Origin of the sequence: Enterococcus sp. BWB1-3 (assembly GCF_016745275.1) — a bacterium.
In the GTDB taxonomy this organism is placed as follows: Bacteria; Bacillota; Bacilli; order Lactobacillales; family Enterococcaceae; genus Enterococcus_L.
In genome coordinates this window covers 50,827-72,891 of sequence record NZ_JADOEP010000014.1, presented here as the reverse complement: position 1 = coordinate 72,891, position 22,065 = coordinate 50,827, and the positions used below count along the sequence as shown (strand labels likewise).

The 22,065-nt window shown below is 38.5% G+C and carries 21 protein-coding genes and 1 riboswitch; of the genes, 4 read left to right on the top strand and 17 right to left on the bottom strand.

What is annotated here, in order from left to right; translation table 11 throughout:
• Window positions 1–77: 77 nt before the first annotated feature.
• The 17 genes from IW492_RS10845 to IW492_RS18530 all read right to left on the bottom strand — a co-directional run bounded on the left by IW492_RS10845 (window position 78) and on the right by IW492_RS18530 (window position 18,537).
• Window positions 78–2,759 carry a hypothetical protein gene (locus IW492_RS10845; protein ID WP_202067647.1) on the bottom strand — a complete coding sequence of 894 codons (2,682 nt, stop codon included), beginning with the start codon at window positions 2,757–2,759 and terminating at the stop codon, window positions 78–80.
• A 523-nt stretch (window positions 2,760–3,282) separates the two neighbouring features.
• Complete coding sequence (locus IW492_RS10840; protein ID WP_202067646.1) at window positions 3,283–5,025, bottom strand: class I mannose-6-phosphate isomerase; 1,743 nt, start codon at window positions 5,023–5,025, stop codon at window positions 3,283–3,285.
• Window positions 4,985–5,539 (bottom strand): glucose-6-phosphate isomerase family protein, encoded by a 555-nt coding sequence (locus tag IW492_RS10835; RefSeq protein ID WP_202067645.1) that lies wholly within the window; start codon window positions 5,537–5,539, stop codon window positions 4,985–4,987. The genes IW492_RS10840 and IW492_RS10835 overlap by 41 nt, the downstream gene beginning before the upstream one ends.
• 14 nt (window positions 5,540–5,553) lie before the next feature.
• Window positions 5,554–6,330, bottom strand: coding sequence for a glucose-6-phosphate isomerase family protein (locus IW492_RS10830; protein ID WP_202067644.1), 777 nt, complete (start codon window positions 6,328–6,330; stop codon window positions 5,554–5,556).
• Window positions 6,320–6,739, bottom strand: a complete 420-nt coding sequence (locus tag IW492_RS10825; protein WP_202067643.1) for a PTS sugar transporter subunit IIA — start codon at window positions 6,737–6,739, stop codon at window positions 6,320–6,322. Before IW492_RS10825 ends, IW492_RS10830 begins: the two co-directional genes overlap by 11 nt.
• Window positions 6,740–6,756: 17 nt before the next feature.
• Window positions 6,757–7,575, bottom strand: coding sequence for a PTS system mannose/fructose/sorbose family transporter subunit IID (locus IW492_RS10820; RefSeq protein WP_202067642.1), 819 nt, complete (start codon window positions 7,573–7,575; stop codon window positions 6,757–6,759).
• A 2-nt stretch (window positions 7,576–7,577) separates the two neighbouring features.
• Window positions 7,578–8,393, bottom strand: coding sequence for a PTS mannose/fructose/sorbose/N-acetylgalactosamine transporter subunit IIC (locus IW492_RS10815; protein WP_202067641.1), 816 nt, complete (start codon window positions 8,391–8,393; stop codon window positions 7,578–7,580).
• A 1-nt stretch (window position 8,394) separates the two neighbouring features.
• Window positions 8,395–8,895 (bottom strand): PTS system mannose/fructose/N-acetylgalactosamine-transporter subunit IIB, encoded by a 501-nt coding sequence (locus tag IW492_RS10810; protein WP_202067640.1) that lies wholly within the window; start codon window positions 8,893–8,895, stop codon window positions 8,395–8,397.
• Window positions 8,896–8,985: 90 nt separating this feature from the next.
• Entirely contained in the window at window positions 8,986–9,699 is a 714-nt protein-coding gene (locus IW492_RS10805) for a GntR family transcriptional regulator (RefSeq protein ID WP_202067639.1), read from the bottom strand.
• A gap of 311 nt (window positions 9,700–10,010) precedes the next feature.
• Window positions 10,011–10,179, bottom strand: a riboswitch (M-box (ykoK) riboswitch).
• 135 nt (window positions 10,180–10,314) lie between these two features.
• Window positions 10,315–10,662, bottom strand: a complete 348-nt coding sequence (locus IW492_RS10800; RefSeq protein ID WP_229442360.1) for a DUF1667 domain-containing protein — start codon at window positions 10,660–10,662, stop codon at window positions 10,315–10,317.
• On the bottom strand, window positions 10,659–11,927 hold the full coding sequence (locus tag IW492_RS10795; protein ID WP_202067638.1) for an NAD(P)/FAD-dependent oxidoreductase: 1,269 nt from the start codon (window positions 11,925–11,927) through the stop codon (window positions 10,659–10,661). The genes IW492_RS10800 and IW492_RS10795 overlap by 4 nt, the downstream gene beginning before the upstream one ends.
• On the bottom strand, window positions 11,920–13,377 hold the full coding sequence (locus IW492_RS10790; protein ID WP_202067637.1) for an NAD(P)/FAD-dependent oxidoreductase: 1,458 nt from the start codon (window positions 13,375–13,377) through the stop codon (window positions 11,920–11,922). Before IW492_RS10790 ends, IW492_RS10795 begins: the two co-directional genes overlap by 8 nt.
• Window positions 13,378–13,669: 292 nt before the next feature.
• Complete coding sequence (locus IW492_RS10785; protein ID WP_202067636.1) at window positions 13,670–14,239, bottom strand: glycerol-3-phosphate responsive antiterminator; 570 nt, start codon at window positions 14,237–14,239, stop codon at window positions 13,670–13,672.
• Between the two features lie 360 nt (window positions 14,240–14,599).
• Window positions 14,600–14,875, bottom strand: a complete 276-nt coding sequence (locus tag IW492_RS10780) for a hypothetical protein (protein WP_202067635.1) — start codon at window positions 14,873–14,875, stop codon at window positions 14,600–14,602.
• Window positions 14,876–15,115: 240 nt separating this feature from the next.
• Window positions 15,116–15,778 carry a DUF998 domain-containing protein gene (locus tag IW492_RS10775; protein WP_202067634.1) on the bottom strand — a complete coding sequence of 221 codons (663 nt, stop codon included), beginning with the start codon at window positions 15,776–15,778 and terminating at the stop codon, window positions 15,116–15,118.
• A gap of 30 nt (window positions 15,779–15,808) precedes the next feature.
• Window positions 15,809–16,444 carry a putative ABC transporter permease gene (locus IW492_RS10770; RefSeq protein ID WP_202067633.1) on the bottom strand — a complete coding sequence of 212 codons (636 nt, stop codon included), beginning with the start codon at window positions 16,442–16,444 and terminating at the stop codon, window positions 15,809–15,811.
• Between the two features lie 173 nt (window positions 16,445–16,617).
• Window positions 16,618–18,537 carry a BglG family transcription antiterminator gene (locus IW492_RS18530; RefSeq protein ID WP_202067632.1) on the bottom strand — a complete coding sequence of 640 codons (1,920 nt, stop codon included), beginning with the start codon at window positions 18,535–18,537 and terminating at the stop codon, window positions 16,618–16,620.
• Between the two features lie 125 nt (window positions 18,538–18,662).
• Here IW492_RS18530 and IW492_RS10760 point away from each other — a divergent pair, with 125 nt between their 5' ends.
• From IW492_RS10760 to IW492_RS10745, 4 genes are read left to right on the top strand one after another with little or no spacing between them, the layout of a single operon-like run.
• On the top strand, window positions 18,663–18,974 hold the full coding sequence (locus IW492_RS10760) for a PTS sugar transporter subunit IIB (protein WP_202067631.1): 312 nt from the start codon (window positions 18,663–18,665) through the stop codon (window positions 18,972–18,974).
• Window positions 18,975–18,996: 22 nt separating this feature from the next.
• Entirely contained in the window at window positions 18,997–20,229 is a 1,233-nt protein-coding gene (locus IW492_RS10755) for a PTS sugar transporter subunit IIC (RefSeq protein WP_202067630.1), read from the top strand.
• Between the two features lie 26 nt (window positions 20,230–20,255).
• Window positions 20,256–20,621, top strand: a complete 366-nt coding sequence (locus IW492_RS10750) for a PTS lactose/cellobiose transporter subunit IIA (protein WP_236671881.1) — start codon at window positions 20,256–20,258, stop codon at window positions 20,619–20,621.
• Entirely contained in the window at window positions 20,614–22,050 is a 1,437-nt protein-coding gene (locus tag IW492_RS10745) for a glycoside hydrolase family 1 protein (RefSeq protein ID WP_202067629.1), read from the top strand. The genes IW492_RS10750 and IW492_RS10745 overlap by 8 nt, the downstream gene beginning before the upstream one ends.
• The last annotated feature ends 15 nt before the right edge of the window (window positions 22,051–22,065 follow it).

Here is a 22,065-nt window from a genome sequence, read left to right as displayed (position 1 = left end):
AAATAATAACAGAGCCAGCCCTAACCATTTTTTCTTATTATTACTTGTTGTGTTCTGCTTTTCTATAATAATCTCTCCTATTCTGATTTTTCAAACCTCAGCGTCATTGTATAAGATGGCAATAGTACTTCTCCTACAGGATTAAAGAACTTTCCGCCAAAATCCAACTGCAGTTTATTTTCATCGGTTGTATTCATTATCCCGATCATTACCGGACTTATCTGAAGTTCCGGTGTTAGGAATATTTCACTGCTGGAAGCACCGCTCATTAAGAGCTTCAATGCTAATTGGTTGGAGGCGACTTGACCATTCATGTCCGGAAGTAATTTAAGATTTTCTGCTGCTTTATTTTTGGGGGTAAAACCTGTGACCTGAACAGCTGTGTCTACATTCCCCTGATTAACGACTTCATAGGAGGCGCCTTTACTATAAATTGTTCCAGCACTTTCAGTTGCTGCTTCTGAATTATCTGTACCAAACAACATCTCTACAGGTATTGACACATCAATATATTCACCATACTTTGTTTCAAATTCATAAACCAGCGGAAGTACAATCTCTCTACCGGAAACCGCTGTTGCTCTGACTCTGACATAATACGTTGCAGACGGACGCAAACCGGTTAATTCTTCAGTAAACTGACTGTCATTATCCCCAAATCTATTTTCTACTGAAATACTTTCTGCATTTGAAAAATCACTGTTTCTGCTGTATTCCAGTTGAATCAGTGCATCCGTAAAGCTGGCACCGAAGTCAGCAGTCTGGTTTCCAGCAGGATTGTCTACGCCATTGCTAAAATCTGTCCATAAACCAGTGTTGTTGGCAAAAGCACCAGAAATCTTCGCAGTTGTTTCCGTCAGATCTTCATCATTTATTATTTCCAATGACTTCAGACCAGGATCTGTGGCAAATGAAATCGGACCTGACCAGTCACCCTGACCGTTTGTATTTGAAACAACTGCCTGCATCCAGTACTTCGTATTAGGATTTAGATCATCTGCATCGTAATTGTAGAATCCATCTGCTTGTTGAGATAAATCAGTCAGTGTATAAATATATTTTGCTTTTTCCGGCACACCGATATCCTTCTCTTCTGTAAAGAGATAATATATTACTTTAGTTGCAGGAAGTCCGTGATTTTCAGAGTTGACAGACAGTGTCGCTCCCTGACTGCTTTCATCTGACACGCTTACAGAAAGAACGTCTGGTACCCACACACTGGAAAAAACCAATCGTTTGGAGGTTGCGAACGCACTTAATTCTGGCGCACTCAGTGTATCTCCTGATACATTTTGGTAAGTCGTATTCGAGACGTATAACGCTGTGTCCACTTTATTAAAGGTGGTGCTTGGCAGCTCTGTGGAGGCATTGCTATACGCATCCACTTTGATCCGGTTCGTTCCCCGAAAAGAAAGATTGCTGATTGCAGTATTGCTGCTTCGAATACCTAATGTTCCATCTGCTGTACCATTAAAAGCAGCTCTTTTTACATTATCGATATTCATTGAAAATGTTCCCAAAGTGCTTAAGGAAAACATTTGACCTTCTTCAACATTCATTTCATACACTGCACCTTCACCAACAGTCATTCCGCCTCTGGAGCTATACAAAGGAATTGATCCCTTTAAATCCAGTTGAACATTGGCATTTTTACCAAAACAAAAATCTGTCGCTGCACTCGTTCCTAAATTCGGATAGATAAACCGGCTTTTCACCGAGTTTGTTGATGTCTGCTTTACTTTTAATGTTCCATTATCTTCTACAATAATTGATTGGTCATAACTCGCTGCTGCACTGTAAAAAAAAGCATGGCTGGTTTCTACGTCAAATACTGCTCCCGAACGTACAACAACATTTATTGAACTGGCATAGGGACTATTGGAATTCGTCCCATGAGCGTAAATAAAGCCATAGCTAGCGGTAGTATTATGGTAAACATTGGTTATTCCAGACTCTACTTCTATGTAATTAGCCTCTGCCCATTCCTGAGAATATCCTGAGCCGGTTTGATTAAATGTATTGTTTCCTCTAAAAATAATCTTCCCATTTATATTGTATAACGGCTGACCGTTTGTAGTTATGTAATTGATATTTTCAAAAATCATGTTTATGTTTGGATTAGCATCGTAGCAGGTAATAATCCCATAGTAGCCGACAGCTCCTGAGCCGTCTGGGTTGCCAAAATTAATATTTTTCATCGTAACAGTTGCTCCTGTAACCTGTAGATAAAATCCTGCAGCAGCTAGTATACCTTTATTGTAAGTAATCGTATGACCCGCTCCATCTAAAACAAATCCATCATACAGAGGTAATGCTGTTGCAGCAATATCAATGTCAGCTGTCAGCCGAATTTCTTTTTTCTTGTCCGTCACAATATATGTTCTCAGTGTAGCCAAATCGCCAGCCAGCCAGTAACCATCTTCATCCTGTAATCCATCCGCAAAGGTTGAAGCTTTTTCTTTCGGAGGATCATCGTCTTCCTTATCTGAGAAAGTTTCTGTCGAGCTTGTTTCTATTTGATTTTCTTCTGTTGTTACTATTTCAGATTCGGGATCTGCTTCCGATGAAGACGCGGTCGTTTCTTCCAAGCCTTCCGAAGTTTCTATTTCCTGATTTACATCATCTGCCTGTTTTGCAGCTTCCGTGTTTACCTCGGTTGTTGGACTTCCTTCAGCAACTGGTTGAAAAACACTTAATCCTGAAACCCCTGTTCCATTCCCAAGCAATAAAATCGACATCAATAATGTAAGCTTGTTCAAAAACGTCCTCCTTTCTTCTATATGTGTTATTCCAAAAAGTCTTTTTCAGAAAAGTGACTTTATTTTAGATACTATATAATTGATGCTTCCATATCTATAAATGTCAATTAATTTTCATTTTCATTATAATTAATTGTTCATTTCACTATGTATTTTTTTAGATTTATCAGCAGAATATTCTTCCACTCGTACAAAAATACAATATTCCACAAACATTTTCAACATATTTTCAGTAAAAAAAAATAAAATTTTGAAATAATTAATAAATTAAACTCGTTTTTTATTAATAACAAACGTATTTTACCCTTACAATCAACCAACTTTCAATAAACAAGAGAGGTCGGGACAAAAACGATCAGCTCCGAGAATTAAGAAGGAATATCCGAAAATAGCTCCTCATATTTTCAGGATAGTTCGGCTTAATTCCGAAGGAGTTGTTTTTGTACCGCCGTTTATTCGGGTGTAGATATGAAGAGAGTTTGGAACTTTATTTCTGTCCCAAACTCCTCCTTACTCAGTAATCTTACCGTACAAATGCTTTGATTGTTTTAATTGTTTGACCTGCACTTGCACCACAAGGCTCTATTTCATAGTTGTCGATAGTTGCCGGAATAATAAATGTTTGAGCATATTGGATAAGAAACGGTTCAAATTTCCCTTCCGGACTAGTGACTAAAGCTTCGTCTCCTTCAATCAGATTCAACACGTTAACACTGCCATGATTCTCATGTCTCACTTTTTTACTAAAAGTATGGCGTCTTGTTTCAATAAATTCCGTTTCGTGAAGCCCCGTCTTTTCTTCAACCCAGCCTTCTCCTTGATCTATAATTGTAAACGGATTGATCAACTCTCGTTTGACCCACTGTTCATCCTTATAGATATCAATATTAGGTTCACCGTGATCGATATTGACAGGTCGAGGCAAACCATCAAAATCTACACGATCCCAGTCCCACAATTTAAAAGTAAAACGATTTGGAGTAGCGCTGATTTCTAAAATAACAGCATCTTTTCCGCTGGAATGAATCGTTCCAGCTGGGATAGAATAATGGTCATGTTTAGCCATCGTATGACGATAAATGTATTTTTCATCATCAAATCCTGTTTCGCCTTTTTCGGCTTCCTTTAAAGCATGGATCAGTTCTTCTTTTTTCACACCCTCATTCACGCCTAAATAGACAACAGCATCATTCTTTGCTTCTAGTACATAGTAACTTTCGTCCTGTGTATAATTGACACCAAATTCTTTTTGAGCATAGTCAACCTTTGGATGTACCTGCAAGCTGAGATTTTGTCCATCCATCGTATCCAAAAAATTAAAACGAATTGGAAACTCGTGACCAAAACGACCAAAAGCCCGTTCTCCCAGCAATTTTTCTGCATAATTAAAAACTAAATTATTTGCCGGAACTTCAACACATGTTCCTGAAAAATCCAACAATAGACTATTTTCCTCTGGGACACCATTAAAACTCCACGCCAAATTCTTCTCTGTTAAACCAACGCCGAATTGCTTCTGCATCCAAGTTCCACCCCAAACACCTGGATCAAAAAATGGTATTAAAGAAAAGGGCTGAGAAACAACTTCTTCCAATCCTTGCAAATAATCATCATAAGCAATCAATTTAGGACTTTGTTCATCATGAATATCTAGTAAATAATCAATGCTATCCACAATTTCTTGTTTATAACAATCTGCTAAAGGCCATTCAAAAAAATAGCCGCGTTTAATCATTTTTAGAGAATCTTCGCCTGCATTATTCGCCAACCAATTGCTATAATTCCCAGAACGGTAACGTTTTTGAACTTCCCATCTGGCTAGATCTACATAAATCACCATATCCACTTGCTCTAAAAGTGAGGCACCCATTCCATAAATGGCAGTGAATCCGCCTTTCTTCGTTTGTTCTTCCAAGCGTTTTGAGATATTTTTAACGTTTTCTTTATCAATGAAATCTGTTAATTTATGATGACTCATCAAACCAAATATTCGATCATCTGTTAAATTTTCCTGAATCCTCGTGTTGATCTCCTCTGCCTTTATAAACAGTTCATCCGCATGGAGCGTCATCGATGGTTGGAGTGGTGTAATAATTTTTTCCAGCAATAATTGCTCGTTAGTTACCGGATAACACTCAATCGCAAGTGTAAAATTCTTTTTATGTTCTGATTTTTGTTTTATAAAATAGACAATATCCTCATATGTTGTTAAAACAGATGCTTTTTTATTCATTTTTATCTTGGGACGTACAATTGATGATTTCAACAGCTTTCTCTCCATTCTTTATTACTCTGATTGGAAAATCACAATTCAGATAATCATGTCCTGATTCCGTTAACCAGCATGCACCGACAGATAATTTCTCAGTACCTGTATTAATCAGCCTATGACTCGTATTTCCAGGAATATAATGGACAGAACCTTCCTTGACTTCTTCTAATCGATAGGTCTTATCTTTAAAAACTAACAAAAGCAACCCTTCCCCTTTTAGTCCCCAGTAATATTCTCCAGTATCCTTTTTTTGATGGATATGTCCTTTAGTCATATGATATTCATTACCAATTTTTCCCGACATTATATGTGAAATTCCAAAAAATAAACCGCCATTTACACCTTCTATTAGACCATTATCATGGTATTCCACTTCATAAATGACTTTCTCAAAATCTTCCGATTCAGAAACCATTTGATAATAATTTGCATAATTTTTAAGCTTTGTTTGTTTACGTATCACGTCTTTTCCAGTTAAACAAACCTGCTCTTTATTAAAACAAATCATTTCCTCACTCCTTTTTATAGCTGAAAATTCTCCCATAAATGTCGATAATTTAGTGGTTTTGTAACAAACTCAAAAAGTGATGGTTGTTTTTCATACTGAACATATATATTTTCTTTTGATAAACCAAATTCAGGATATAGCCTTGTTGTTTTTTCTATCAATTTTGCTTCTCTGTAATGGTTGTTTTTCAACCATTTAACTTGATTATTTTCCATCACCGGATAAAAGGCCAGACCTTGTTTTTCTCTTATTTCTTTATACTCAAACGCATAATCACGAATACACCAGGCTCCAAAAAGCATTTTTTCATCTATGCTGGCATTAACTGTATAATGTGCCCAGTTTGGTGGAACAATCACGATATCTCCTTGTTTTGCTGCAATAGCAATACAATGTCCAGGAACTTCACCTACAAATTCCTGCATATAAATATATGCCTGACCCTGTAAAATTTCGTATACTTCCGGTGTAGATGACTGACATGAGGGAGAAACGGCATGAATATGTCCTTGGCTGCGAACCAGCTCATTTCCAATTAACCCGTCATTATAGGCAACGATACCATAAAGCAGATTTCGTTTCTTTAAGTCTTTATAATGACCTTCTTTCCCTACATCCATTGCGATTGTGTATAATACTTCCGGTCCCTCAGCATGTTTATTCAATAAACTGCTGCGAATGTCATTTAAATGGCGCTTCTCTGCTCGTTCAGGATAAAATAGACCTTCACCAAATTCCAGCTTTAATTCTGCTTCATTCAACCAAATATTTAATCCAGAATTAAAACTCATCCTCACCCTCTCCTTTTTCGGGAACAATGGTATAATCTTGAATCGTTTCCCGTGCAGAATGGACTGCGTCCGAAATTAGCTCAGCAATTGGTTTTATTCCCCCAGACAGAACTAACTCAAGAATCAGCGGCAGATTCATCCCGCTGATTAAATGAACATTATTAATTTCGTTCAGCAAACTATACGCAGCGGCTCCCGGTGAACCTGATGGGATATCACTGACAATGATAGTCTGTCCGTCAAAAGCATGGTCATGTAAAAATGATAGCTTTTTCTTAAAAGCTTCGATACCTTCCTCATCTAATTCTACTGCATAAAGCTCTGGCTGTTCACCGACAATAAATTCCGATGCTTTCTTCATACCGGAAGCAAGACCAAAGTGACTTACAAGTACAATTCGATTTTTCATCTCTATCCGCTCCTTTATTAAAGTAAATATGCCAGACCAACTGCAGCAAATGCGACAATGAAATAGATAAAAATCAGCTTAACTGGGGAAACTTTTCTTTTAGCCATTAAATACCACGAAGTAAAAATCACTGCCAATGGTGCTAATTTAGGAAAAATCCCATCTAATATTGCTTGTATATCAATTTCCGCTCCCGTCAAAGCAAATTTTGCTGGTATTTCAAGATTTACATACGAGGCTGCTACACCGCCGATCACTGTCATTCCTAATACTGTAATTGCTTTTGTTATTTGTTGTGCTTTTTCGCCAGTAAAAACATCTATTGACTCTGCTCCAAGCTCATACCCCTTAAAAAATAAATAGCGTGAACCAAAATAAACAATACTATTAAATGAAATGACGTAGAAAAAAACACCTAAACTACTACCATTAGCGGAAAGCCCCATTCCGATTGATAATAAAATGGGAATCAGCATTCCAGGCACCATCGAATCTCCAATTCCAGCTAGAGGACCCATCAAGCCAATTTTTAAGCTGTTAATCAGCTCACCTGTGATACCAGCATTCCCCATTGCTTTTTGTTCTTCAAGTCCAACTGCGATTCCATTGATTAATGCACCGACTTGAGGTTCTGTATTATAAAAAGCGGTGTGACGTTCCAACATTTCTTTTTTCTTCTCGGGTTCATCCTTGTAAAGTTTGTCAGCTACCGGCTCCATCGAAAGTGCAAAGCCCATTGCTTCTAAAAATTCAAAACTCATAGCAACCAAATTGTACATCATCCATCTATGATAGGATTTTGTCAATGTTTTTTTATCTAAGATTTTTTCGGTCATTGCTAAAACTCCTCCTCATCTTCTTCATCAATAACTACACCTGCTGAGCTGACAGAGCTGTTTTTATTCAATCCGTTGAAATAAAGATATGCAATCACAGCTGCAACGATTGTCAATGCAATCATATTCAACTCTAAGAATACAATGCAGACAAAACCTAATAAAAAGAATAAGAACAACGAATTTTCTTTAACCACTGCTGTCAACAACATAGCAATCCCGATTGCCGGCAGAACACCGCCTAAATAACTCATAACATCAATTAAATATTGAGGCATAGAATCCAGCATTGTTTTCGCAAATCCTGAACCAAAATAGAGCACTAAAAAAGAGGGAACAAATCTTGAAATAAAATTGACTAACTGAGGTCCAAAAATTGCATTCATTCGGAATTTTTTGTAATCTCCTTCACGAATTGCTGCAACTGCACGATGGTTCCAAAATGAATTGATAACCTGATACATATTAAAAACAATTGTTCCAAGAATTCCAATAGTTGTCGCCAGTGTTACAGCAACTTCTGTGCTGGTATTAGAAAGCATTGCCAATGCAATTGCCGGAAAAGCAACAAAATTTAGATCTGCAGGCATTTGCCCTCCTGGCGTTACCATTGCAATATAGACTGTTTGAATTGCAACACCCATCATGATTCCTTGTTTCATATCACCTAAAATCAGGCCAACAATCATCCCTGAAACTAAAGGTCGGGTAATCGTATACCAGCCTCCGGTCAATCCTAATAACCAAGGAGTTGATAATGCACCCAGATAACAAATCACAGAAATAGCGATTGCCTGTATCAATAATGTTATATCCACACTACTCTCCTCCTTCAGCTTTCAGTTCATCCCATGTCCTTCTTTTTGAATCAGGAACTAATTGAAATGAAATTGTCATGCCATTTTGCTGCAGTACATCGAACGCTTCTTCTTCTTCTGGAATTATACTTAAATTTTTACCATATTTCTTGGCACCTTCACGGACACTCATTGGTCCCACATTCAATTCTTTTATCTCCGAAATAAAGTTAACACCGCTTTCAAAAATTCGGACAAGTGTTGCTGGCGAACGGGCGATCAAAAAATACTGACGTTTACTTTTAACGATTTTCGACCATTTTTGAATAATTTCCTCTTCGGTCATCACAAACCCTTTTAGGGGCAGCGGAACTGCCGATTTCAGCATTTTAGCCAATACAGGATTTGTTGCTGACGGATCATCAACTGCTACAACACCGTCACACTTTCTTTCACTCATCCAACGAGTAACTACTTGACCGTGAATAATCCGGTCATCGATCCTAATAAATGAAATTGCCATTTTTTCCTTCCTCCCAATTGATATAATGTAATTACAATAAGATGTAATAAAAATATATTTCTAAATATAGAAATATATTTTTTACCTATTTTAAGTAAAGTCGTTGACATAGTAACGGTATTCACTGCCAATATAAAAACATTCTGAATACTCGTGAAATTGCTTCCCAAGTTGCTGTGTAATTCTAACCCTTTTTAAAATTGGTGTGTTTGTATCTATTTTGAGCACTTCCACTAAGTACTCACTAGGATTGACTGCCTCAACATATTCCTTAACTGAATCTACTATGATATCAAAAGTTTTTAAATATTCATAAAATGAGCCGTAATAATCTTCACTGCTTGTTGAAAAGAATGTTTCATACGTAAAATATGTGTCAAAAAATGCGAAGGCCAGTTCTTCAGTACCAAATATCCGCTGTAAATTCAGCACTGGATCACCTTCATTAATATTCAAAAAATTCGCAATTTTTGCTGTCGCTTTCACCATGTTAACTTTCGCTTCCAATGTATGCACTTTTCTGCCTAGATTATTCATCTCCTGTGTGAAGCTTTTGACTACAGTTTCTTTGACCTCCAGCTCCTTCGCCTGAACAAAGGTGCCTACTGCACGTTTTCGATACAGCAACCCCTCATTGACCAACTGATCAATCGCTTTTCTAATCGTGATGCGGCTGACGTCATAGATTGTACAAAGCTCATATTCTGTCGGGATCTGATCTTCGACTTTCCACTCACCAGAATTAATTTTAAACTTTAAATCACTGGCAATTTGAATGTACAGCGGCAATCTATTATCATTCATTCCTCCACCATCTTTCTACATCTCTTTGTCATAACAATAGCACATGAATAAATTTCATGCAAGCGTTTTTTTAATAAGAACTAAATTATTGCTTATTTCAAATTTTATAAAAGCATACCGCAACCTTATACTGACTGTAATTTTTTCGAAAATAGAGTACTTGGAGTTGTCCAGCGAAGTAACATAGACTGTTTAAAGCAACCTCTGTCAGTAAAAATCTATTCTGCCGAGTACCCTAACAAATGAGCTTCCGCTTCAAACTCAGCGATAGGTCATACTAAATTGCATCCTACAAAACTGATAAGAAAGAGAATTTGACCTATTCATTGAGTTTTAGCACTATACAACCTAAAGAACAACAGCTTAGCTGCCTTATGAAAAGACTTATATTCAACCATGCCTGTTCTCCCCATTGGAGTCTCTTGATATTTGGGACATCAGTCTGTGTTTGTATAGGAGCTTCACCTGACAAATCATACTTTATTTTCCCGTACAATTTAACAGAGCATTTTTTCCTTATCGACTGTAATCCTGTACCTCAAAACTTCTCTCCAAGATATCCAAAATCCTTGATAATGCTGAGCTTTCCCCATTAAAAAATTTTCTTTTTATTATCTACATGTTCCCTGTAGCCACCACATCTACCCCTGTATTCAACAGATTTTTTATTGCAATATCACCGATATTCACTGGTGCGTTCAATCGAACTTCATTGATCACCTTCATCGCCTCCATTACATATTCTTTAGGAATCCCATCCGTAGTTTTTACAGGACAGCGGCGGTGTCTTCCACCCTCAACAATTACAGTAGAAGTGACTACACGTATTGGATTAGTCGCTTCTGCTTTGCCATACTTCACACCTTTACTGCAGCTGTGACCGCTAACCTGATATTCATTTGCTGTATCCACCATTAAATGGCAGCCCTTGGGACACATAATACAGATAAACTCTTTCATCATCTGCCGACCTCCTCCACACAAATTTCTATTTCACCGTTCTGGATTTTATCAATAGCTTTCCGGGATAATTTAATTTTCTCCATCTCGCCGGGGACAATATAGCTCTTTCGCTGTTTTACCAGTGTTTCTCCTTGCGATTTTACTACGATTTGGCTGTCGCCATACACTTTATTTACTCGGAAAAACAGCTCAACCTTCTTATCAACCTTGTCTTCACGAATTTTTTGAGGAACCACATAGGTCACATGCTCCCCATTTTTTATGGTTAAGTAATCTGCAGTCAGCTCATCCATCAAGTGCTGAGACAAAATAAATTCTGCTGCCGCCGCTCCGGCTCTCATGCTCTCAGCCGTTACAAAATCTACTAAATCATGTACGTGGACAACGTTTCCGCAGGCAAAAATTCCAGGAATCGACGTTTCCATATTTTCATAAACAAGTGCACCGTTTGTTCGATTATCCAATACAATTCCTGCACTGCGGCTAAGTTCATTTTCAGGAATCAATCCTACAGACAATAAAATCGTATCACAGGCAAAAATCTGTTCTGTCCCGGCAATCGGCTGTCGCTTCTCATCTACTTCTGAAACGACGACTTCCTCTACTCGGCTTTTCCCTCGAATCTCTGTAATTGTATGCGAAAGAAATAAGGGAATATCAAAATCGTCCAAGCATTGCACAATATTTCTTGTTAGACCGCCCGAATAAGGCATCACTTCAATACATGCCAATGCTTCCGCACCTTCCAGTACCATTCTTCGAGCCATAATCAATCCAATATCTCCCGATCCCAAAATAATTACTTTTTTCCCTACAATATAACCTTCCATATTGACATATCGTTGAGCAGCTCCCGCTGTATAAACACCCGCTGGTCGACTCCCCGGAATTCCGATGGCTCCCCTTGTCCGCTCCCGACAACCCATTGCAAAAATTAGTGCTTTTCCCTGTAAAATTTGATAGCCCTTTCTCTTATTAACAATGTGAATCGTTTTTTCTTTGGTTACTTCCAGAACCATCGTGTCCAAGTAAACCTTTATACTTGTTTCTTTCAGCATCTCAATAAAACGTCCCGCATATTCCGGCCCGGTTAATTCCTCTTTAAAATAATGAAGACCAAAACCATTGTGAATACACTGATTAAGAATCCCGCCCAGTTCACTGTCTCTTTCAATGATTAAGATATCCCTGATCCCTTTTTCGTAAGCAGCCATTGCTGCTGCCAATCCAGCTGGTCCTCCGCCGATAATGATTAACTCATACATGTTCCAGACCTCCCTTGGTTGCTTCTGTTAAAACATAACTGCTCGTGTGATCCTGCAAGATTTCCAGCGGAGACTTTCCCAGCTCATCTGCTAAAATCTCAACAACTCTTGGACCACAAAAACCGCCCTGACAGCGGCCCATTCCGGCATTGCATCTTCGCTTGATGCCATCCACCGATGCAGGAACAACTGCTGAATGCACTGCAGCTCTTATTTCTCCTTCTGTAATCATTTCACAGCGGCAGATCACTCGTCCATAGCTGGAATCTTTCTGGATCAGCTTGTTTTTCTCCTCAATTGTCAGCTCCTGAAAAACAATTTTCTCCCGGGTATCCGTAGATTGGGCTTTCAATTGAAACGTACGTCCTATTGATTGTTCCAGTAACCTAATTCCATAGAGTGCAATTGCCGGAGCAGAGGTCAGTCCGGGAGATTTAATACCCGCTAAATCGATAAAACCAGGAGCAGCTTCTTGAATAATAAAGTCCTTTTTTGTACTGTTTGCACGAATCCCTGAAAAATTACGAATAGACTGTCTTAAATTAAGGTCAGGGACCGTTTTTTTTGCCAGTTCAGATACCTGTCTCAATCCTTTGACTGTATTTCCTGTATCCATACCGCTTCCCAGCTCTGTTTTTGAAACTTCTTCAGCATTTGGTCCGACAATCAAGTTTCCATGTACAGTTGGGCTGACCAACACCCCTTTTCCTACATTGGAAGGACATTGAAAGATAATGTGAGAAACAACTGAACCTTCAGATTTATCCAGTAAATAATACTCCCCCCGGCTGGGTACGATCTCAAAATCAGGCTCTGCCACCATATTATGAACAGCATCTGAATAAACACCCGCTGCATTAAAAACATATTTAGTCTGATAAATTCCTTTTTCTGCTGTGATTTGGTAACCGGACTCTCTCCTGCTGATCTCCTTCACTTTATTATTAAGCGAAAGTTCCACGCCATTAACTACTGCAGTTTCAGTAAGAGCAAGACAAAGCTCCCATGGATTCACGACTGCAGCAGTCGGCGCATAAAGTGCCCCGAGGGCGCGGTGAGATAACCCAGGTTCCATTTCCAGAAGCTCTTCCTTATCCACCATCTGCAGCTCTGAAACCCCATTTTTAAGACCACGCGCATAAAGCTCCTGAATAACCGCTAACTCTTCTTTAGAAAATGCTGCCACCAGAGAACCAATCTGATGATAATGAACTGAAAGCTTTTGGCAAAGCTCTTTGGCTCGTACAGCACCTTCCACGTTCAATTTTGCCATCAGAGTTCCCGGTTCCGGATCAAAACCGGCATGCAGGATAGCACTATTAGCCTTAGTTGCTCCCATACTCACATCATTTTCCGCTTCCAGAATTAAAACTTTCAGCCGATACTTACTTAATTCATAGGCTGTTGCAGCACCCACAATCCCACAACCGATAATCACCACATCGTACATCTTTTTTCCCCCTGTCTATATCTCTCAAGCACAAAAAAGAGAATACAGAAACAAACACCACTTTTTTTGGTGTCTGTTGCTATACTCTCTTTTCTCCAGCAAGTATTTAATTGTTTATATTATACCACCTATATAGAGCTTGGACAATAACTAGACAGTTTTTTGAATTTACCCAAAATTTTTAAAGCTAATACAAAAAATAATTAAACCAACAGTATTTCCTTTGTTTAGAAAACAGCTTCTGTAACTACTGATATAATAGGTTTTTTAGTAAAAAGCGAGTGAATTCAAACTAGACAGACCAAGTCGGCACATTTGTCGTTGAAACAGCAAGGCTTCCTGCTCCCAAAGCACCCATAATATCTTCCTTATCCCGAATCAGGCCGCCTACAATTAATGGTTTTTTTGACGATTTCACAATTTCTTTAATGATCTTCGGAGAAACATTGGGCAGCAGTTCAACCATATCTGCATCAATATGTGCAAGCTGTCTTTCCATATTTTCCAGAGCCGAAGAGTCCAACAGAAAAAAACGTTGAATAGCCAGCAGCTGATGTTTTTTGGCATAGCGGACAATCACTGATTTTGTTGAAATAATTCCATCAAATACTGTGCATTTTTTTACATAGTCAATGGCTGCTTCATCCGAAGACAGCCCCTTAACCAAGTCAGCATGCAAAAATGCAATTTTCTTACTCTTCTTAATTCTTTCCGATATTTCACTAAGCTGCATCAGATGGGACTGCAGAATAAAAACAACCTCAACCTCTGATATCAATGCCGCAGCCAGCTCTTCTTCATTTTTTACCGCAGCAATCACAGGGGAAAGCTCCAGTTTTTTATATAAGTCACAGACATTCATTTAGAGAAACTCCTTATCTATTAAATGAGTGCTGAGAATTTCAGCTGTGGATAGCTGCCGATTCCTCTCAGTCTTTTTTATTTTATCATGCTGGAAGACAGGCAAACAGTATGTACAGACAAACCGATAAAGAAAAGGCTTCAGAAATCCTCTTGAACCCTTTCAAGACTTTTGGCAAATGGGAAATTTGACACTACAAATCCAGGAATAGCTGAAAACACTCACATTCCAAAGAACACTGCAGAAGATAAAAGAGGAGAAATTCAGAATCCAAAAAGGCATGAAATTTATCAAACGAACTTCATACCTTTATTTCATTTATTCTTTAAACTCTCATTTTTTAAACGCTTACAAATAGATCTATCGTTCTCCCAAACTTGCAAGATGGAAATCCAGCATATAATAGCGATAATCACTCTTTGAATACATTGATTTCTTGTTTTTCAGATCTTTTATTAAATCCAGGCGTTCCTCTTCTGTTACTTCTACCCAGTCCTTTTCATGAGTTCTGCAATAAAGGCGAAAAGGCAGCTCCTTATCCATACGTACTTCAAGAAAATTTTCAGGTTTTCCCAATCCGTGATATTCAGCATCTGTTAAAATTTCTCCAACGTAATTCATATATTTCTTACCCATGTATTTCTACCCCCTTCAGTTTTTATTTCTATCTGCTTATATAAAAATTATAATCAATTGTTGGATAGACAACAACTGTTTTTCAAAAATTTTTTTATCTGACTAAAAAATAGGATGTTGCAACTATCACATACGGAATATTGATTCCCCTTTTTTAATTTCAAAATAAATGATTTTAGGTGATGAGCTCTCCAACTGTTAAAATAGGTTTTACCCCTAAGACTGTAACTGACCTACCACTTAAGAAAATTTGCCTGAAGGTCTTCTAGACTGTCTAATTTGCATAAAGGAAAAAACAACTATAGGTAAATAATTAAAGAAAAAACTAACATGCTGACAGAGTCCTATTTGGTTTAAAAATGGAAATTGGCTGACTTTGGGAATACGTGCCAGTCCGTAAATCCCCGCAAACAGTATACTGACAAACAGTGAAAATAGATAGAAATGACTAAGAGCTTTCTTCAGCTGTTTTTTATAAAGTAGAAACAAGAGGAATGGAAATAGCAAAAAACCGGTATACCCAAGCCCGGAGCCTATATTGTGTATCCATGTTGACAGGTTCCATCCTGCCTGCTCCATATTAATGCTGAACAAGCCAGTAAAGATACAGTCGCCAACACCATAAAAGCCTATTGCAGACACAAGTAATATTGTGAGTGTACGTGATATATCGACAAACTCCTGATACAATGCCGGTAAGGCTAAAACAAAGAAGATTCCAGAGACTACTGACCAAATTAGAAATGGCTGACGTACCGGGCTGCTCACATCCCCAAACACACTGATTACCATCGTCAGCTGATTCATCGCCGGAAAAAACAGTCCCAGAATGTATGGAGTTAAAAAATCACTGACTGCGCCCAACATCAGAAAATAAAAACCGTTTCTTTTAAGAAAATCCATTGCCCTTCCTCCTATTTGCTTCATACAATACTAATTAGAAATAATCGTCGGGTCCAGCCAGTATTTCGTGATTTCACAAATAATTGTATAAACAACCAAAACAATGACTGCTGCTTTATAATAAGTTACCCGCTCAAATCGTTGATACAGCTTATCGAGCAGCGGATCAAGGAGCATTACTGCAAACAAAGATAATATTCCCCACATAATCGTTGATTTCAGGCAAATACGCCCTTGAAAATTCATAAATTCCTGAGAGTAATCCCAATAAGTCCGCCCCAGCAGCCAGCTGGTTAAATAACTGGAAAATAATTCAAATAAAGTCATCCAAAACGCACCTGCAAAGAATAAACGAATAGGATGCTTTTTCAGCCGTCCAAAGAAAACAGTCATAAGAACACCGCCGATTCCATAAATCTGAATGAGCGGAAGCCCCCAGATAAGAGGAATATTACCGATTAAAGGATATTTTTTCAGTACAGGAAAATAGCTGGAAAGGTTATTTAAAATAAAAAGATAGCCTCTATCTGTCAATTTTCCCACAGTAATATACACTGCGATTGTTTCAAAAATCCACCCCAGCATCCCGCAAACAAGAAAGATGAACAGCAGATCATATATGCTTCTTCTGTTCCAAACATTATTACCTATACTCAGCTTTTCCATTTCCAAACCTCCCATTCCACTATCAACCTTTTCTAATTGAGAAAAAATATAACTAATAAAAACTATATCACTAAAATAATTCTTACAAAAATCAAATGACTTACAAGGTATAATTCCAGTTTTATTTCGCTTTTATTAGCTGTAAAAAAACATCTGAAAGATTCGTAGGTATCTCAATTCGAAGTAACAAAACATTGTACCAGTGTATCCACAAACTCTTCAAAAGATGTTAGGGAGCTTAGCCTGTGAACATTCTGCTCATCGGTACAAATCATGGCTAAGTCATCAAATATCTCGCGAAAAACATGTCGATTTCGGTAATTAATTGAAATCAGAAATACCAATGTGACACGGCTGCTGCCCCACGCAATACCGTTTGGATTAACAACAATGGAAATACCTGTACGATTGGCATTCATCGTCAGGGAATGAGGAATGGCCACTGAGCCAAAGGCTGTAGAAGAAAGCTGCTCCCGTTCCATTACCTGAGGATAAAACCTTTCATCAACCATTCCCTCCTCCTCCATTCGACTGCATAATTGCTTCAACAATTCATCCGAATTCTGATTTTCAGTCGTGTATATAAATCGGCCTTCATCAACAATAGACAGGAAATTTTGGGCAAACTGGTCTCTGCGTTTTTTTTCTTTGATATCAAAAATTTTTGATGCGATCTGTTGACGATCTTCCAGTGTAAAAAATGGATTAATGACCACATAGGGCGTTGTGACCACCTGCTTCAGCTTAACTGCCGAAACAATCAGTTCTGTATCTACATATTTCAGCTCCTTTTCACTGGTCAGAATATTTTGAATCTCAAGGTCGTCAACAAAGTTTTTCTGCAGCTTTTCCATTACCTGGATGTTCATATTATAGTAGTGCGGAACAAGAATGGTACAGTTGATTTTGTTTGTCCGCTGCTTTTGAATTTCCAGTGCATAGCCTAAATGAAATGCAATATAGGCAATCTCATCTTCACTAATTGTATAATCCAGTTCTTTTTGAATCACATGTGAAACCTGAACAGCACAATCATAAATAAGCGGGCATTCTTTCTTAAGCGTTTCTGTCATTGGATTTCTGCAGGAATAGCCGTTATCTATCCGATATAATAAATTTTTTATATGGAGTGCAAATCGAATAAAAAACTCTGGCTCATTACCGTCGATAAAGTAGAGTTCATGGACTTTTTCCAAAATTTTCCCTACCAGATCAAGACAGCGTTTGTCCGCAACTTGTTCCAGTTCCTCAGCGGATATCTGTGTGAAATTAACACTGGTACCATTGGCGGAAATTAATATTGCCAGATCTCGTATTTCTTCTTTAGGAAAACAAATATTATAACGTTCAGCAACTTTTCCGGCGATTTTTTCAGCAATTTTTAAAACAGCAGGATGGATGGACTGCGGCGGCTGTGCTTCTGATTCAGGAAACTGAAAATTCCCTTTCATTCGATCAACGGCAATCGCCAGATGAATGACAATATTCGTCAATGCATAATCATTGGTAAAAAAATCGTAATCAGAAAAGAGCTCTGCAATAATTTCCTTAATATAATCCAGATCAAAGTCTACAAAGCTTTCCTGCAGTTTAGTGATATCAACAAAATGATTATCCAACTCAGATAGCAGGGTAGTGTGGATTAACTGCCGTTTGGCTTTCTCTGTTCCAATCAGCTGCAGCGTATCCTTGATCAGTCGAATTTCCAAAGACAGCTCCAAACACTGCTTTTTGAGTTTTTTTGCATCATTCAGCAGCGTTGATTCACTGATATATAACTCTTCTGCCAGATCATAAACAGATATTGCTTCTTCTGTCGAGATCAATCTCAGGAGAAGATAGGCAGCGCGTTCAGCAGGTGTCTCTGGAATACTTGTTTGGATGTTATTAAAGAAAGCAGCCAGCTTACTCGACTCCACACGATAGCCTCTGCTTGAAGAAACAACCAAATCAGGTTCAATTGTTTGAATATCTGAAATATACGATTTTATTGTTCGTTTGGACAAGCCAAATTTCTCCGCCAACAGTGTGGAAGAGACCCAATTCCCCTGTTCGTTCAAGTATTGAAGAAGTTTAATATATTTTGCCTTCACCGGATACTCTCCTCTCTTTCACCTCTGCGGTGCAAAAAAATATTTGTTTCACCACTAGAGATTGACTATAGTATAACTGTAATTGATAGCGCTATCAATCGGAACTATGTAAAGGAGAAAAAATTATGAAAAAAATGAACGTGTTACTTGTATGCGGATCGGGAGCAAGCTCAGGCTTTATGGCTGCCAATATTCGAAAAGCTGCCGCAGCGAAAGGATTGGACATAAAAATTACCGCACGCGGAGAAAGCGAGATTGAAAACTATATTGATGAAATTGATGCTCTAATGGTTGGACCGCACCTTGCTTATATCCTTGATGAAGTGGAAGAATTTGTTGGTGATGCACCAGTGAAAGTCATTCTAATGAAACCTGAATATTATGCTACATTAAACGGAGAACAGGCATTGGAACATCTACTGGGAGAAGTTCAATAGTTTTAAAAATGGAGGTATAAAAATGAAACCCTTAATTAACTGGTTGGAAAACAGTTTTACACCGAAAATGAATAAAATCAATCACAATGTGTGGATTGTAACGTTAAAGGATTCCATTATGCAGGCCCTACCCTTAATTTTTTTAGGTTCTGTATTTTGTATGCTGGCAATTCTAAATGATTATTTACCAAGCCTGCCTAATTTTTGGACACCGTATGGTTGGACAATGGGAATGATTTCACTGGTAATTTCTTTCCTAATTCCTTTCAATCTGATGGAGAAGAAAAGACTGCGCAAGCAAAGAATTAATGCAGGAATATCCGGAATCATCTTATTTTTGATTATTATTTCACCACAGGTTATTGCAGACGGCGAACCTGGTTTTGGTCATAGTGCTCTCGGTGCCGGTGGAATGTTTGTCGCAATTGTTGCAGGTTTATTTGCAGGCTTTGTACTGAATTTATTTGGGAAATTTTCATTTTTCAGCGAGGAGTCAGTAATTCCTGACTTTGTCCGCTCCTGGTTTGACGCCATGCTTCCAATCGGAATTGTTGTACTTGTCGGCTGGATATTGGTTGATATTCTCGGCTTTGATGTATATAACGCTGTTCTGGCAATCTTTATGCCGCTGCAAAGCGTCATTGAGACACCATGGGGCTTTTCTCTGATGATGCTGATTGTCTGCTTCCTTTACTCTTTGGGTATTTCAACGTGGGTATTGACTCCTGTTTTAAATCCAGTTTTACTGACAGCAATTCAGGCAAATATTGACGGAAAAGCCATGAATTTAGTGACTGACCCAACGATCTACTCTGCCTATTTATGGATTGGCGGAATTGGCTGTACCATGCCGCTTGTTTTCATGTTGATACGTTCAAAATCCAAAAAGTTAAAAGCACTGGGAACAGCCTCTATTGCACCAACTATTTTCAATATCAATGAGCCGATCGTTTTTGGCTGTATCGCCTGGAATCCTCTTTTGATGGTTCCGATGTGGCTGCAGGGACTGATTTTACCATTAATTGTCTGGCTGTTTACAAAGGTTATTGCTTTTGCTCCTATACCAACGGTCATGTTTCAAATGTGGTACTGCCCATTCCCGATCGCAACCTGGCTGACTACAGGAACCCTCTCGGGAATTCTGTTAATGCTGATTATTTTTGTTGCAGCTGCGGCAATCTGGTATCCATTCTTTAAAGTATACGAAAAACAGGAATGTGACAGAGAGGCTGCCGAAGCCGTTGAAAAAACATAGATATAACAACGAAAGAGGGTTTTTAAATGGTGAAAGAACAAGTCGTTCAAAATGCCATGCAGATAATTCTACATGCCGGAGATGCAAGAAAGCACTGCATGGATGCCTTAAAAGCAATTGAAATCAATGATTTTGAGCAGGCTGAACAGGAAATGAAACTGGCAAATAAAGAAATTGTTCAGGCACATCAGGTCCAAACAGATGCCATCACAGATGAAACTTCTGGAGAAGACGGCGAATATTCTGTATTGTTTACGCATGCTCAGGATACGCTAATGACAATTTACAGTGAAATAAATATTGTCAAACGTATGCTGTCTATCTTTAAGACATACGACCAGCGTATACGACAACTGGAAAACAAACTGGAAAGGCAGGAAGAAAATGACTAGAGTACCTAAAGGGTTCCCAAATAATTTTTTATGGGGTGGTGCGATTGCCGCCAATCAGGCAGAAGGTGCCTGGGATACTGATGGGAAAGGCTGGTGTGTTGCAGATATCAATGAATTCCTTCCTGATGTAGCATTGGAAAAAAAATCCAATGTAGAAATGACCACTTCCTATATCAAGGATGCTATGGTCAGCACAGATCGAATTTTTCCAAAGCGCCGGGGAATTAATTTTTATCATACGTACAAGGAAGACTTGAAACTGCTTGGTGAGCTGGGGCTAAAAACCTTCCGAACTTCTATTAACTGGGCAAGAATCTTCCCGAAGGGTAATGAAACAGAGCCAAACGAAGCCGGCTTGCAGTTTTATGATGACTTATTTGATGAAATAATCAAAAACGGTATGGAGCCGATGATTACAATGTCGCATTATGAAATTCCGATTTATTTAACAACCGAATACAAAGGCTGGTATTCACGAGAAGTCATTGATTTCTTTGTTCGCTTTGGGAAAGTAATTCTGGATCGTTACCACGGAAAAGTAAAAAAATGGATCGTTGTTAATCAGATCAATCTGATTGTTCATGAATCCTTCAACCATCTGGGCATTGCCGAAGACGCAGTAGATGATTTGCTGTCTGCCAAATATCAGGGTGTACACAACGAAATGGTTGCCAGTGCGCTGATTACAAAATATGCACATGAAAATTATCCCGACAATGAAATCGGCATGATGCTTTGCGGCGGACCGTCTTATGCAGCAACAAGTAAAGCAGAGGATGTTTTAGCGACATTGAAACTAAATCAAATGGAATACTTCTTTGCAGATATACTGCTTCGCGGTCATTATCCCGGCTATGCATTCCGTTACTTTGACGACAAAGGCATTCATGTGGCATTCGGTGAAGGCGACGAGGAAGCACTGAAGCACACAGCAGATTTCATGTCTTTCTCTTACTACTACACACAAATATGTGATCAGGATTCCTACAATAAAGATCTGGGACCTCATAGAAATAAAGAACTTCCGGCAAATCCCTGGGGCTGGACAATTGATCCGATCGGCTTAAGAATTTTGTTGAATGAGTTTTACGACCGCTATCAATGTCCGATTTATATCACTGAAAATGGGATTGGCTATTTTGATGAACTGGAAGACGAAAGTGTTCATGATTCCTACCGTATTGACTATTATCGGGATCACATTCAAGCAATGAAAGAAGCAATTAAGGATGGTGTGGATCTGCGCGGCTACTATGCTTGGGGACCCATTGATATCGTCAGTTGTTCATCCAGTGAAATGAGCAAACGCTATGGATTCATTTATGTAGACATAGATGATTATGGAAAAGGCAGCGGCAGACGCCTGAAAAAAGACAGCTTCGCCTGGTATCAAAAAGTCATTCGCAGTAATGGAGAAGATATCGATTAATTATAAAGGAGAGAC